12 protein-coding genes are annotated in these 14,943 nt (G+C 39.0%); 3 read left to right on the forward strand and 9 right to left on the reverse strand.

Annotated elements, in window-relative coordinates:
* The first annotated feature begins 717 nt into the window (after positions 1–717).
* Entirely contained in the window at positions 718–1,518 is an 801-nt protein-coding gene (locus HQQ92_RS07865) for an undecaprenyl-diphosphate phosphatase (RefSeq protein ID WP_105252719.1), read from the forward strand.
* 150 nt (positions 1,519–1,668) lie between these two features.
* On the opposite strand, the gene nhaD is transcribed toward HQQ92_RS07865, so the two are convergent.
* From nhaD to HQQ92_RS07885, 4 genes are all read right to left on the reverse strand, one after another.
* On the reverse strand, positions 1,669–2,913 hold the full coding sequence (gene nhaD, locus HQQ92_RS07870; protein ID WP_173244410.1) for a sodium:proton antiporter NhaD: 1,245 nt from the start codon (positions 2,911–2,913) through the stop codon (positions 1,669–1,671).
* Positions 2,914–3,110: 197 nt separating this feature from the next.
* Positions 3,111–4,130 (reverse strand): FAD:protein FMN transferase, encoded by a 1,020-nt coding sequence (locus HQQ92_RS07875; protein ID WP_049821686.1) that lies wholly within the window; start codon positions 4,128–4,130, stop codon positions 3,111–3,113.
* Positions 4,131–4,156: 26 nt separating this feature from the next.
* A complete protein-coding gene (locus HQQ92_RS07880) occupies positions 4,157–5,521 on the reverse strand; it encodes a TrkH family potassium uptake protein (protein WP_173244413.1) in 1,365 nt (454 codons plus the stop codon).
* A gap of 2 nt (positions 5,522–5,523) precedes the next feature.
* Positions 5,524–6,168, reverse strand: coding sequence for a TrkA family potassium uptake protein (locus HQQ92_RS07885; RefSeq protein ID WP_105252717.1), 645 nt, complete (start codon positions 6,166–6,168; stop codon positions 5,524–5,526).
* A 431-nt stretch (positions 6,169–6,599) separates the two neighbouring features.
* Here HQQ92_RS07885 and HQQ92_RS07890 point away from each other — a divergent pair, with 431 nt between their 5' ends.
* A complete protein-coding gene (locus HQQ92_RS07890; protein ID WP_028759669.1) occupies positions 6,600–6,836 on the forward strand; it encodes a thioredoxin family protein in 237 nt (78 codons plus the stop codon).
* A 175-nt stretch (positions 6,837–7,011) separates the two neighbouring features.
* On the opposite strand, the gene HQQ92_RS07895 is transcribed toward HQQ92_RS07890, so the two are convergent.
* Positions 7,012–8,001, reverse strand: a complete 990-nt coding sequence (locus HQQ92_RS07895) for a TerC family protein (RefSeq protein ID WP_168825346.1) — start codon at positions 7,999–8,001, stop codon at positions 7,012–7,014.
* Positions 8,002–8,643: 642 nt separating this feature from the next.
* Here HQQ92_RS07895 and HQQ92_RS07900 point away from each other — a divergent pair.
* Positions 8,644–9,213: a CBS domain-containing protein gene (locus HQQ92_RS07900; protein ID WP_028759671.1), complete on the forward strand. Its 570-nt coding sequence runs from the start codon at positions 8,644–8,646 to the stop codon at positions 9,211–9,213.
* Positions 9,214–11,236: 2,023 nt separating this feature from the next.
* On the opposite strand, the gene HQQ92_RS07905 is transcribed toward HQQ92_RS07900, so the two are convergent.
* The 4 genes from HQQ92_RS07905 to HQQ92_RS07920 form a co-directional block, all read right to left on the reverse strand.
* On the reverse strand, positions 11,237–11,980 hold the full coding sequence (locus tag HQQ92_RS07905; protein WP_028759672.1) for a cupin: 744 nt from the start codon (positions 11,978–11,980) through the stop codon (positions 11,237–11,239).
* Positions 11,981–12,154: 174 nt separating this feature from the next.
* Positions 12,155–13,270 (reverse strand): hypothetical protein, encoded by a 1,116-nt coding sequence (locus HQQ92_RS07910; protein WP_173244416.1) that lies wholly within the window; start codon positions 13,268–13,270, stop codon positions 12,155–12,157.
* A 127-nt stretch (positions 13,271–13,397) separates the two neighbouring features.
* Positions 13,398–14,534 (reverse strand): hypothetical protein, encoded by a 1,137-nt coding sequence (locus HQQ92_RS07915; protein WP_173244419.1) that lies wholly within the window; start codon positions 14,532–14,534, stop codon positions 13,398–13,400.
* Between the two features lie 40 nt (positions 14,535–14,574).
* Positions 14,575–14,943: a cytochrome c3 family protein gene (locus HQQ92_RS07920; protein ID WP_012089430.1), complete on the reverse strand. Its 369-nt coding sequence runs from the start codon at positions 14,941–14,943 to the stop codon at positions 14,575–14,577.

The raw sequence follows: 14,943 nt of genomic DNA on the forward strand, positions 1-14,943 counted from the left end.
TAGCTAAAATTAATATTAAGGCAAACCCTAAGCAATAACACAAAAATAATGCTGAGGCTTATCTGATATAACTACAAATGTAAGCTCTTTTACTTTGCTCATTGCAACAATTCCCGGCTACTGAGCCGATTACTAATAAAAATAGCCAGTTTGGTGGCAAGTGGCATATCCAATTCTATAACGGTCATGGCCGTCGGAATGGACCAGTCATTTATCTATACGTCAGGATGGTGAGAGGAAAACAAAAGTAACGGCTCTCACTATGAGGTGGCATTGCTGATAAAGAGCTAATGCCTACCGCTTTTAGCCCAGAGATTACCTTTTGAAATGAATACCTTCCAAAGTTCAGAAACCTAATAGCTGGTCAGTAAAAGTCAATCTCATTTGCGTTAGTGACATTAAATCCTATAAACGTTTATCAATCTCTTACAGTACAAAAGATTTGAATATGCACATTATAACGAACAAGTCGCAGAAACATTAAGTAGGGAGAAGACACCGAACAAAGTCATCAAACTCGGTAACCTGTTCATCAGCAAGTAGCGCTACCAGCTAACAACTTTTGGTGCAATTGCATTTCGTGAAAAATTCAATAAAAATCGCTTATGAAACAAGAAATTAAATATCATTCACATAATTTAATTAACAGTGAAAAACTGATATTTTATCCACTTATTTAACTATCAAGTTGCTATTTCACACACTTAAAGGCACAAAATGACAGACTGGATTTATTTTCTTAAAGCGTTTCTACTTGGAATTATTGAAGGTATCACTGAATTTTTACCAATTTCAAGTACTGGACATCTTATTTTAATTGGTGATTGGATTAACTTTCCCTCACATGAGGCAAAAGTATTTGAGGTTGTCATTCAATTAGGAGGGATTTTAGCAGTATGTTGGTTATTCCGAATTAAAATTATAACACTAATTAATGGGGTACTAAAGTCCGACCCTGTAGCACAACGATTTGCAGCTATGGTCATGATTGCTTTCTTGCCAGCCGCTATTATAGGGGCATTATTTATTAGCAATATTAAACAGCTTTTATTTAATACAACCGTAGTTGCTTCAACATTAATTATTGGAGGAATTATCATACTTTGGGTTGAAGGACGAAAAAAAACAGTTGAAATAACAAGTATTGAACAGATAGGATTAAAACAAGCTATAGCAATAGGAATAGCACAATGTATTTCAATGATCCCAGGCACATCTAGATCTGGTGCTACTATTATTGGCGGTATGTTATCAGGGGTATCACGGCAAGCTGCAACAGAGTTTTCATTTTTCTTAGCCATACCAACCATGCTAGGTGCCGCAGTATACGATGCATCAAAAAATTATCATTTGCTAAGTATAGATGATATTTGGGCAATAGTTTTTGGATTTATTGCAGCATTTTTCTCGGCAATTATTGTTGTTAATACACTAATTCAATTTGTTGCCAAACATTCATTAAATATTTTTGCATGGTACAGAATTATATTAGGCATAATAATTCTTGTTCTTGCCTGATACAAGTAAGGCTTATAAAAATATCGTAACACAATAAAAGCATTCACATAAACCACATGTGAATAAATGAAAAAGTACCAATAAAAAACATACAGTTAATTTTAATTTGATGGCTAGGCGAAACTTCCACCTAACCATCAATTATAATTATTAAAAAACAACATTCGCTAAAAGCAATGTTAACGCGTAGCCCAAGCAATAACATAAAAATAATGCTGGGACATATCTGATATAACTAACAAATGTAAGCTCTTTTACTTTGCTCATTGCAACAATTCCCGCTGCTGAGCCAATTACTAATAAAGAACCACCAACACCAACACTGTAGGTTAAACCAAGCCATTCAGAAGTATTGAGAACAGGCTCAGCCTTCAGCAGCGCAGCAGTAAGCGGAACGTTATCAATTAAAGCAGAGCCCAAGCCAGCGACAAAGTTTGAAATATTGGGGTTAAACATCGCATATGCTTTAGCCAATAAATCCAGTGTTCCAATTTCTTTAAGCATTCCAACCAACAATAAAATCCCCAAGAAGAATAATAATGTGTCATATTCAACTTGGCGAATGTATTCAAGGATTTTTATCTCCTCTTTATCACTACGAAAAATATGGCCAACTAAAAACATAATTGATAGACCAGTTAAAAAGGTTAACACAGGGGGTATTTCAAACAGAATGTTAAACAACATAGTCATCATAATTGTACAAAAGAAAATGAAGGCAATAAGCACATCAACCTTTTGATATGTAAGTTTATCGTTCGAAGTCGTAACGAACCCTTCAATTTTATAAGAAAAAATTGTAGCCAATAAAATTACACTTATAGATGATGGAATAAACAATATAATAAGTTCAGACATCTTTACATGTCCACTCAAAAAAATCATTAGAGTAGTGACATCACCAGTAATAAGTGCTACCCCTCCAGAGTTGACTGAGAAGATGATTAGTACAGCCATTTTTAGACGAATACTATCTTCTAATTTAAACGTATATAGTAAACCAATGGAAACAAGGGTTGCTGTGACGTTATCGCAAAATGCTGAAAGAACAAGTGAAAACAAACCTACTTGGATCATCAGCAATCTCACAGAAACCTTCTGTGGGAATATTTTTTGTACCATCACTTGAATCATACCTTTGGCATTAAGGTATGCAACAAACGTCATTGTGGACATTAAAAATAACCAAAGAGTTGCAATCTCGAGTAAGTTTTCATTGAATTTATGCGCTACAACCTCCTGATTTGCCACGCCATCAGCATTAATGAAAAGTGTAGCCCACGCTATACAACCAAAAAAAAGCGTTGTTTTTGCTTTATTGATATGAGTAATTTCTTCAAAAATAATACTTAGCAAAGCTAATATAGCTAATGATATTAAAAACGCATGTAACATAATTTTTATCCAGTAAAATAAAAATTCATCAATACTAAATGCTGTGATTCTTACAAAAGACAACAAATAGCAATTTATAGAGCATTAACAGCAATTTATATTAACATGCAGTCAACAAAAATAAAATGGTTAACGTTTCATTTTTAACGTTTATTCACTCTCAATGTATTTATGAGAAATAGAGTTATTGCCAATATCTAATTGTCATTGATTACAGAACTTGATGCAGTAAAGATATTAAATGCATTTGACGAATACTCAACAAGTTTACTGTTTTCTTCAGCAATAAATAATGCGCTAATATCGTTTTTATTAGCAGCCTCAACCCCTCTCTCATGCCCCAAACATAAAAGTGCAGTAGACCAAGCGTCAGCAAGCGTTGGATCCTTATTCAATACAGTAACCGATACAGTGTTATGTATTACAGGATAACCAGTTCTGGCGTCTAAAATGTGTGATAAACGGACACCATTATTATCAAAGTAATGCCGATAAGTACCAGAAGTCATTATTGCTTGATCTTGTTTTATGGTTAATAGCTTGTGTAGTATATTTTTATCCGGCAAAGGACGTTCAATCGCAACTTTCCAATTAGAGCCATCGGGTTTATGCCCCTTTACTACCATTTCCCCACCAATTTCAACTAAATAATTTTTAACATCATATAATTCTAACGTTTCAGCTAACTTACCCACACTATAACCCTGAGCAATGGAGGACAAATCTACATTAATATATGGACTCGATTTTGACATCGCATTAGATTGTAAATGTAAATGTTGCATCCCTGTTTTTTTAAGTGTTTCAGAAATAGCTATTTCACTTGGGACCATTAACTGAAACTTATCAAAACCCCATAGATCAAATAAGGATTTTACCGTTAGATCATAACATCCATAACTTTTGGCAGAGACGTTTTTAGCCTTTTCAACTAAACTCACGATTTCCTCGCCTACTACGATAAGCTCTGTACTCATGGATGAGTTAAATAGGCTAATAGTTGAGTCGGGCCTATAATTAGAGAGATTCTTATCTAGCTCTTCAAGTTTCTTATTTATATTCGCCTCAAGTAAAGAAGAGTTAACATTATTTGGGCTCCAAAAACTTATGTGCCATGTTGTCCCTTGTGCCTCTCCTTCCAGTTTAAATATGTGTGGTGTAGGCTGACAACCAACCATCATCAAACAAATAATAGAAAAACAACCAGTCAATCTCATGTTAAATCTCCAAACTCGTCATTTCGTTATCCAATGGTTAATTTTGTTTCGGGGTAACGTATACGTTTAGATTTTGGGCTCGCTAAAAAATAGGCAAGAGTTAAGGGGCCTAATCGTCCCATAAACATTAAAAATATTATAATGAATTGACCAGCCACAGTTAAATTAGGTGTTAACCCCCTTGACAATCCTACGGTCCCAAATGCGGATACAGCTTCAAAAATAATATCTATCATTGGCGCATCCTCACTGAGTAATAAGAAAAATATAGAGGCCCAAATTGTTCCAACAGATATCATCGCCAGTGCTAATGCTTTACTTATTGTCTCTTTAGATATACCACGATGATAAACATAAACAGTTTCATAACGTCTTAAATAACCATAAGTTGCCAATATTAGCACCATAAATGTCACGACTTTTATGCCACTTGCGGTGCTTAACGAACCTCCACCTATGAACATTAACATTAACATTAATGCGGTTGTTGAATTTTCAAGTTCATTTATCGGAAGTGTATTAAATCCAGCCGTTCTTGGGGTTACAGCTTGGAACCAAGACGCTAGCCATTTACCCGTTTCAGATAATGGCGATAAAGTCATAGGGTTATTATATTCAATACAATAAATAGCGAGTACGGCTACAGCATTAATAATAACCGTCCCAATAATCATCATTTTGCTATAAGTTGTTAATTTAGCCCAGCGTCTTTGACGCCATAAGTCAATCCAAACACTAAACCCTAAGCCTCCAATAATAAATAATGCGGTAATTGTCAAATTGATAACAGGATCTTCAACATAGGGGATGAGACTGTCCGGACTTAGCCCTACGCCAGCATTATTAAAAGCAGATATTGTGTAAAAAAAACCATGAAACAGACTCGTTTTCCAACCTAGTTCATCTGACCAAGAAATAGATAAAATCAACATGCCAATTAATTCAACACAGAGAGAGAAAATGAATACCGACTTAGCAGTATTCACTAATGTCGAACTATTCGTACTATTATAAGCCTCTTTTGCTATAGTATTTTGGAAAAACCCAATTTTCCCGCCTAAAGCTAACAAGGTTACAATAGCAAATGTCATGATGCCTAAACCACCAAGTTGAATTAATAGGGCAACAATGACCTGTCCAAATGTGGTATATACAGTTCCTACATCAAAAACGACTAAACCTGTCACTGTTACTGCAGAAGTTGCATTAAATAAACTCTGACTCCAAGTAACAGGGGCTGTTGTGGCTATTGGCAATTTAAGCAGTAGAGTGCCAATTAATATTAAAATAATAAAGCTCACCGACAGTATTAAAGGTGGAGCCGCCAGTATTTTTTTTGCCGCTTTAGGTGTTTTCTTTGCTATATAAATCGATGGATGCCAAGAAACCATGATTAGATTAACCTTGGAGCAATAGATTTAAGTTCATTTTGAGTCCCATAAAGTAATAATATATCCTCTTCATGTAGACAAAAGTCAGTGCTAAAGCTAGAGAAAACCTGAGTGCCACGTTTAACTAATATCGGTTTAACACTGCCTTTTAAAAGTTCGAATATAAGCGTATTATGCAATTTATTTCGTATATGAACTTCAACAACGTATAAACCGTTTCCTAATGGTAAATAATTATTCACCATCGGATAATTAAGTGCCTGTGCTACGCGGATCCCCATTTCCTCTTCAGGGTGAATTATGCGGTTAACTCCTAATTTAGAAACAATCGTGTGATGAGCCTTAGTACTCGCCTTAACCCATATTTTTTTTACACCAATATTTTTTAATGCTAAGGTACACAATAAGCTTGACTGCATATCTTCGCCAATAGCAACTAAAACAGCCTCACTATTTTCAAGATCTAATTCACGTAAGGCATTTTCATCAGTGGAATCACAAACAACGGTTTGAGTTAATTCATCAACATACTTTTCTGCCAACTTTGGATCTCGTTCGACTCCTGTTACAGTATGCCCTAAATTGATTAATTCTAACGATGCAGCAGTACCAAAACGACCGAGCCCAATCACTGTAAAATGTGCCATAACTGTCCTAAATGCAGGATAAAAAAAACAGCAGAACAGTAACCTAACGCTTTTTTTATAGCAATACTCTTATTGGTACATATTCAATACTACTCCATACTCGTCTGATTTTTCATCGCATTATTAATATTGTGGTGTTGTTGGATAAAACCTCTACTCATCTATTTTGTCACAACTCCATTAGCTAAAATCAGGAAATGTGATATTGAATAACGATTCCAACACAGAATAATCAGCAACAAAGATTAACAATAATTTATAAAAACCACCTCAATCTTAATGAAGTTCTTATTGATTAAAACAAGGCCAAAAGGCATAGTGCAGCGATAAATTGGGTCCTAAAACGCATTTTTTGAAGTGTCACAAGCAATGCCTTATATCGCCATAACGAGTGGCACCTAATAGGTTACCCCGTATTGTGAGAGTGTGAAATGCTGTGTATAAAAGTTTTGGGTAAGGGATGTGAAAAATGCACAAATACTGCCGCACTAATTACTGCGATCGCTAATAATCATAGTATCAGTATTAATTTGATTATGGAGACAAATCCAGAAATAATAATGGACTATAGAGTGGTGAGTTCACCAGCAGTTGTCATTAACGAAAGATTGGTGCATTGGGGCTCTACTCCCCAACAACAGATGGTCGAGTCATGGCTGAAAATTTAACGCCGAACCATTACACTATTGCAGCCAAATACAATAGAACGGTATCCTTAACCAATACGAGTATTTAAACAGAACCCCAAAATTAATGTACAAGAACTATACATCGTAAAAGAGATACAAGATGTATCTCCTTATAAAATCATTAATTTACAAAACATTAATCACAAAACACAGGCTATTGACAGTTCTTATCTTGATCACGTGTTTTCCAAAGTGAATAGAGTACACCTGCGACAAGTAAGCCAAAGGTAACGCCTAAAGAAAGTGCCGTAGGGATTTTAAAATCCACTAACCCTTCATGGTTAAAATACACTAGACCCACTTTCACCCCAATAAATACTAATACCACTGACAGCGCATACTTAAGGTATTCGAAACGGTGCACCATAGCTGCCAAAGCAAAATACAAGGCTCGTAGCCCCAGAATCGCGAAGATATTCGAGGTATAGACAATAAAAGGATCTTGGGTAATCGCAAAAATAGCTGGAATACTGTCAACTGCAAACACCAAATCCGCGGTTTCTACTAAGATCAACGCCAAGAATAACGGCGTAGCCCACCATCCTTTTGTTAACTGATGCTCTTCACCCCGTACCCAGAATTTTTCTTTATGCAACGTTGGCGTAAAACGCATCTTAGTGCGTAACCATTTGTAAAACTTATTATCTTGGATATCACCGTGCTCATCGTTTGAGAAGAGCATTTTCACGCCAGTGAAAATCAAGAAGAGTCCAAATAACACAAGTACACCTTGATACTGGGCAACAAGCACGGCTCCAAGACCGATCATAATGGCGCGCAACACTAATACGCCCATAATGCCCCAGAAAAGCACTCTATGTTGGTATAAACGTGGGATACCTAAGCTACTGAAGATTAACGCGATAACAAATACGTTATCCATAGACAGTGATTTTTCAATCAGATAGCCCGTTAGGTATTCCATACCAGCGGTTGAGCCCTTGTACCACCAGAGCCAAGCCCCAAACAATAAGCCCATACAGATATAAAAGGCTGAAAGCTTTAAACTTTCAGCCACAGTAATTTCATGCTGCTCCTTGTGCAATACACCAAGGTCAAAGGCTAATAACGCCAGCACAAAACCGAAAAACATTAACCAAACCCAAAGCGGGTAACCCACAAATAGCGTGGAAAAAAATTCCATATGTATCCTTAATCACATTCAACTGAAGTTAACACTTATCAATATAACTTGAAGCCTCGGTTCACCAAAGCATGCCCGCATAAAGAATAGAAACAGTGTATATGATTTAGTTAATGGAAATAACTTATTGTCGATTACTCAAAAATGCATACAAAATTTGGCACTACTGAGAAAAATTAAAGTTTATTAATAATACCTTAAGCGATTGCAAGCCAACATAGATCCCTCTTACCATGAAATCGGTAACTTATAATTGACTAGGATCACAGAATGTTATTCAGGCATCTTGTCGTTTGGCTATATAGCCTTGCAGTGTTACTTGGTGCATCCAAATCAGTTATCCAGGTTGAGTTTACTGGTAGTTCAGCATTACTTGACAGTAGTCATGTCGTTACTCTTCTGCCTATCTCAGAACCTTCATTCAATTCACTTCGACCCCTTTCTGATAACAATGAACTGCTGACACCTCAATTATCGACAATTATCACTCAGTTTTCAGTCAATGAACATTCGAACACTCTCCCGTCCAATGCTGCGCTAGGAAGTCTTTGTCGTGGAATGCCGATAGGACAAGCTCCCCCCTTGGTTTTTTAACGATTTAATCCCTTACATAACTAAATTAATATACTGAGGATTTTTATCATGAAAACTTTGCATCCCTTTAATGTGAACTCTTCGCCTTTATACGTTGCACATCATCCACTCACTCTCCAATGCCCCGCTATAGCAGCTATGCAGCAGATAGCCGAACATCACTTATGGTCTTTGCCACTGGAAATGTCGGTTGCAGATGCCAGAAAACGTCTATTGACGACCTCTGGTATAACATTTCTGGTCATCAATCCGTCAGGCCGTTGGGAAGGAGTCATCGGCTCTGCCGAAGTTGCTTCGGATCGTATACTGCCCATAGTCAGCAAAACAGTAACGCCATTTTCGCTGACACTAGCAGATGTAATGCTACCCCGAGATAAACTGCAAGCCGTAACCCTGTTAGAACTTCAGTTTGCCACTGTAGCTGATGTCTTAAATACTTTAAGCGCTTCTTCTATAAGACTATTATTGGTTATCGATGCCGACGATAAGCTTTGTGGCATTATCAGCGGTGATAATATAGCTGAACGACTATGCTTACCTACGCAGCCAAAACAAAGTTTCGCAGCTGAGATAGTTCATCAATTACATGAAAGCCATAAGCTAGCGACCAACCATTAGTACAGTTAGGCATTCAAGTGAAATGCGGTTGGATAACCAACCGCATTAATTCGCTTAGTATGCAAGCCTAAAAGAGTTGATACGGAGCAGTATTACATTTGAAATACATCAGTAAACGAATGTTATTTATAAACTAAGCAGTGATTGATCAAGTGATTCTGTATGCTTTATCACTGGCTCAAAAGTAACACTGTTATAAGTGATTCACCACTAAGCTATTTCGTTCCTCACTCAACACCTGCAGATAAATTTCCGTAGCCTTGCTGTCACAGTGTCCTATTAGCTTGCTGACCACATTCACCGGCAGACGTGTCACCCGATCTCGTTACGCTTTTGCCCAGTCGTCAGCTTTACCCAATCCCAATTTACATCATGAGTTGTGAGCAGTAATACGCTAATGACGGTCGATAATGGCCGGTACCTAAGCATGGTGTTCCGCTTGGTCATACGATCCTGCTGTGTTGACCTGCAGGTGTGTCCGTTAATCTCACGCTGGCTAATTGCTTGTTGGGATAAGGGTATGGATAGGGCTGATACCTAGCATCAAGCTGAATTCTTCCGTTCGTTAGCTGCTTAATACCTGCAGATGCATTAGTCATTCAGGTATTCGCTTATGTCTGTGGGTGAAGTCGGCATTGATAGGGCATATATAGGCGTGTTGTACAGCGATGGCGAGTGGCGGATACCGCACGTTTCCTTAGTCTTATTTGTTACATGTGTGTTGTTTTGAGATAGGTGTATTAAACCATTGGGATTCAACAGTGCTTCGATGCGGCCTAGATAATCCCTAGATCCCCTCAAAAAGTTGGGAGCACTCAAACCTATGTGGCAGCTGGGCTACAGGCGAGTCGTTGCATCAACCCTACAGGAGGATGCAACGGCTCGCTTTTGTTGCTGTTGTGTTAACGCTTGAAGGGCGTAAAGGGTAGGGTAAAAGGTGAGTTTTTTGGCAGTTCTGGGTGAATTGATGGCGCCTAAATGGATCCTTCTATTCGGCTCACTGTTTCGGTCGCGGCCTCATCCTGCGAAGGCGTTATCAGCTCCCCGTTTTTAGTCATCGAAAGCAGGTGAACTGGGATGATCTGCACACTGTTTCTGGGTGATTGAACGCGTTTTTAGGCTCATGCTGTCTCAATCTGAATTGTTATTTAAATGTTTCTATTTGATGGGTGTTGTTCAGTGTGTTGCACCAATATGGTTCAACCGTTTTTCGATGCGGCCTAGATAATCCCTAGATAGCCTCAAAAAGTTGGGAGCACTCTAGCCCATGCAGCAGTAAGGCTACAGACGAGTCATTGCATCAACCCTAGTGGAGGATGCAATAGCGTGCATTTGTTGTTTTAGTGTTAAATGTTGACGATAGGGTGAAGAGGGTAAAAGCCAAGGTTTTAAACGGTTTTTGACGGTTTTATGTGAACAGTAGCTGTCTAGGCCTTGGCTCACTTTAGCCGAGTGCCAAGCTCGTTCTCTTTACCTATATTAGTCATCCTGCATGGATAGGAATGGAGCGATGATCATGTGCAATTATGAGGAATTTTGATTTTCAGATGGGCGGATTTTGTGCCTCGCCGATGCTCACGGTTTGATTGAAGCAGAACGCGACACCTTATGGTGATGAGAATCACTCGCAACTCGATGTAGATGCGAACAATTATCATCGCGGGTCCTTCCGGCTCGGTTGATTGCGGGTGCGGCGAAGCGCAGTGCTTCACTACATATGAGGATTTTAGAGGGCTTGGTTGTTGTTTTATTAGCGGGCTTTTAGGGGGCGTTCATAATATTGAACGCTATATATGGTGTTGATTATAAATAATTATTCTCCTTACTTTCTCCGAAGCTCAAAAAATAGGTGTGCTCGGATATACCAACTTCGACAGATCGATTTTGTGATCCTTTGATCTTTGCTTTATGCGCCAATGTTATATCTCCATTTTTTTACTTCGGAGGATGAGGTAGTGGCGATATAAGCGGAGCAAAGAGGGCTAAACCACCTTCTTAGGAAGGTGGTTTATTTCAATTTGGCTTATTTTTTAAAGAATGCTTCGTTTGTACCGTATGGGCCTAGGTTAAGATCACGTTTACGAATGGCATCAACACGATCAAAGGCTTCTTCAGCCACTCTCAAGTTTTTCACATCTTTGCGCCAATAGTATTTAAAACCATCAAAATGAGCATTATTCGGATACCAGTAGAACACGCCTAAACCCTCTTTGTTTAAAATTGGCGTGTTGTGGATATGAGCCCCAGGTATGTAGAAGTATTGACCTTTAGCTAGGGTTTCAAATTTATTGTTTGCTAATGTTTTACTTGTGCCATTTACGACGTAATAACACTCTGGTTGGCCATGAAAGTGCGGCTCATGATCTGACTTGCCACCATTAGTAATACCGATAACAACTGGGCTGTCAGACAATTCTTTCCAAATATAGCCAACGGGAGAGTTTTTAGGGTCGCAGTTTTTTGCTTCTAGGACATTGCCATTATCATCCAAGGTTTTACAAAAACGTTGATCCGCGGCGATGCTGTCGTTGGGTTTAATGGTATTAAAATCGATTTTGCCTGCTTCCCAATCAGTAATATAAGCTTCAATTTCTGGGTTACGACATTGCTCAGGCATAGTATCTTGTGGGACATAAGGAGTACTGTCCGCTGGCACCGGTGTCATTTGTTGATATGGAAGTTGTGCATGGTTACATTGTGGGCCTTGCGCCATAGCTGCCGTTGATGCCAATGCGGCGATTCCAAAAAGCATTTTTAATTTCATCATTATCTATCCTATTGTCTTAATTTTTAAAATGGCGGTATTGTGTTGGTATTATTGTTCTGTCACTAACAATAAAGAGATTGGTCTACCGCAAAGGTGAAATGGATCACGTCATGTTTTCAGTGGCAAACTTATTCGTGACTCTGCTCGCGAATAATCTTATCTGCGACCCTAGCATTAGAAATAGAATTGCAGACTGACTTGTGCATAGTTGGAGGCTCCCTGAGTTGCCCTGGGCTGGGATACTGTGGGCACAAGAGAAGTGATATTGTCTTGCATTTGATAACGACCTATTTCAGCGCCTAAAGTGAGTGATTGGGTTAAATTGGTGAATAAGTTAACCCCAGAATGACTACGATCTGTTTGTTCTACTTTTGTGGATGTGTGCCCATAAAAGATACTTGAACGTGTGTGTTGGGTCCAAAAGTGCCTATAGGCGAACATGACGGATAAAGAATTTTCTAATTGCCCATCTGTGATATCTCTAGCTGCATCGGTTCCTACATAGCGCCCTAAATGACCATAGTGCAATTGAATACGAAGATCATCTTTCCCTATGGAATGTATTTTTGCCGCTATTGATGTACCACCACCCCATTGGGCTGTATCGGCGGAGTCTAAATATCTTAGTAAACCTGATATCGACACATTACCCCAGTCACCCGATTGGTTGTAACGAACGATCATGTCTGGCAGATAATCATGGTTGGTATCAATCCATAGCGGTTCTGTTGACGTGAGTGCTGTGGCGAATTTAGTTTGTGCACTTGCTTGTTCTGGTGATTGAGTTCCGTAGGTGTAGGGGTTTTCTAGGGCAAACTGCCAATGGGCTGTGTCATAGCGTACCAGCGCTTGTCTTATCATGGCTTGACCAACTAATGGCCCGCCTAAATCGGCTGTTTCAGCAAAGGTGCTGGTATTGACTAAGGTGGACCAAGTTTGCCCAGCCGTTACGCCTTGGTAGGATATAAATGCGTGCCTTAGGCGGGGGCTGTAGGAATTGGAAATGATCGGATTCCCCTGCGCCGAGCCAACAAAGTCGATTTCAGCAAAGGCTTGAACTTCATTTGAGGTGATGGTCATATTTACGCGACTTTCTTGCGAACTGAATTGAGTACGTTTAGTGTTATCCGCGAAAGAACCTCCACCTGTCCAACTGTCTTGAAACTTCAGATTACCTTCAACATAACGTGCGTTTGCCTTAATAAATCCCCCCATTTGTAACTCTGTTCCATAGAGTGGTGAAAACGGAATAAAAAATAGGGATAAGGCGAGTAAAGTGTGTTGCTTCATGGTTGGCTAAATCACATTGAAAAATAAAAAATGCCCTAATAAATAGGGCATAAAAAGAAGGGTCGATCAAAACCGCAGGAACGTTCCGATCGACTTGATTATTACAAACAAGATTTAGAATGGAGAGTTAGAAATAATAGCCAAAGTTGATGTTAATGCGTTTATCCCAATCATTACCGACTTCCGGTAATCCAACATGGTCGTTATTGGCAGTAGAGAAGGTCATATTTTTACCCATAACAAAGTCGATCATTGTGTAGGTAGGACCTGCAGAAATCGCCATACCAGTGACGTTTTGCATACTGTTATCGTAGCTATCATCATCAACATCTGGCGTCATTAAACCAAAGTCGTTGTAGAACTTAATGCTACCCCAATCTGTGTTCACGGTTTTGGCAATGTTGATGTTATAGGCTTGGCCCTTAGAAGCAATTTCATACTGCCAGCTCACTACTGACACGCCAATTTTATTGGAGTCGATAGCATCTGCAGCATCGTATTCATATTGCATGGCTTGCATTTGTAAATTCCAGCCTTTGTAGCTGCTGTCTAAATGCAATGCTACGGCATAGCGATCGCCATTGTTGCCCGTCTCGTTGTTGTAGATTTGGCCATACTGCACAGAGCCACCAAAGGTAGTCGAGCCACCTTCGTATTCTGTTGTATAAGTTTGGCGCACGTTTAACTGGTTAGTCTCTTCATTGTGATACTCAGTGCCATTGATGGTACCGGAATACAAATCGGTCGAATAACGCTTGTTCTCGGTCGCACCATATTCAGCATTTTTGTAAAAGGCTAAATCAGTATGCCAGCCATTTTTTTCGTAAGTGGCTTTAAGACCGATATCATGATCATCCTCAAAACCTAAGTAGTAAGGTAGACCAAACCACCAACTGTTAGAAATAAACTCGCGATTACCAAAGGGTACCTTGTTGATACCAAATTGCAGTTGCCAGTCTGGATCAATGTTGTAGTAACCATAACCGTACTTAATATAGTTAGTGCCTGAAGTAAAACGGTATTCTGCGGCTAAACCGAAGTCGCCTTTTTTACCATCAAATTTAATTGCGGCCATATCAAAATTAAAATCGCCGCCTTTGTCTTTTGAGGCTTTGTCATAATCTTTATAACCATAGTTAACACGCACTGCACCGCCAACGTTAATACCATCTTCTTGTTGTTCTGCAGCAAAAGCGGCTGAACTCGACATGGCCATTGCAGTTGCAACCATGGACAGCATAAACCGAGTGGATTGTTTCATCATCGTTACCTTTTATTTTAGTATTTGAATTTTAATAATTAATTTACATTTCTTTGAACCAAGTACGGTGGCATTCAGCACAAACTGGGGCCTTTTTTTCGTGTTCAGCGTGGCAGGCTAAGCAGCTTGCACCTTCGTTGTAGTGCAACGATTTGTGCGGATGAGCTTCTGGGATCGGTAGCTTTTTCTCGTCAACGGGGATACTGGTTATGTCACCGTGACATTCAACGCACGCAGCGTCGGTAGCATTTTGCTTACCAGAACCTTGGTGACAGCTTTTACAGCCTTCTTGATAGAGAGACTCATGATTTACTCGGCCTTGAGTACTGCCTTTCATTTTGACCAGCTCTCCGGCGTTTACATTGCCAGCAAATACGAATCCAATAAGGAGTGTGAGTAGTAATTTATTCAT

This window comes from Shewanella sp. DC2-4, from assembly GCF_013248875.1.
In the GTDB taxonomy this organism is placed as follows: domain Bacteria; phylum Pseudomonadota; class Gammaproteobacteria; order Enterobacterales; family Shewanellaceae; genus Shewanella; species Shewanella oncorhynchi.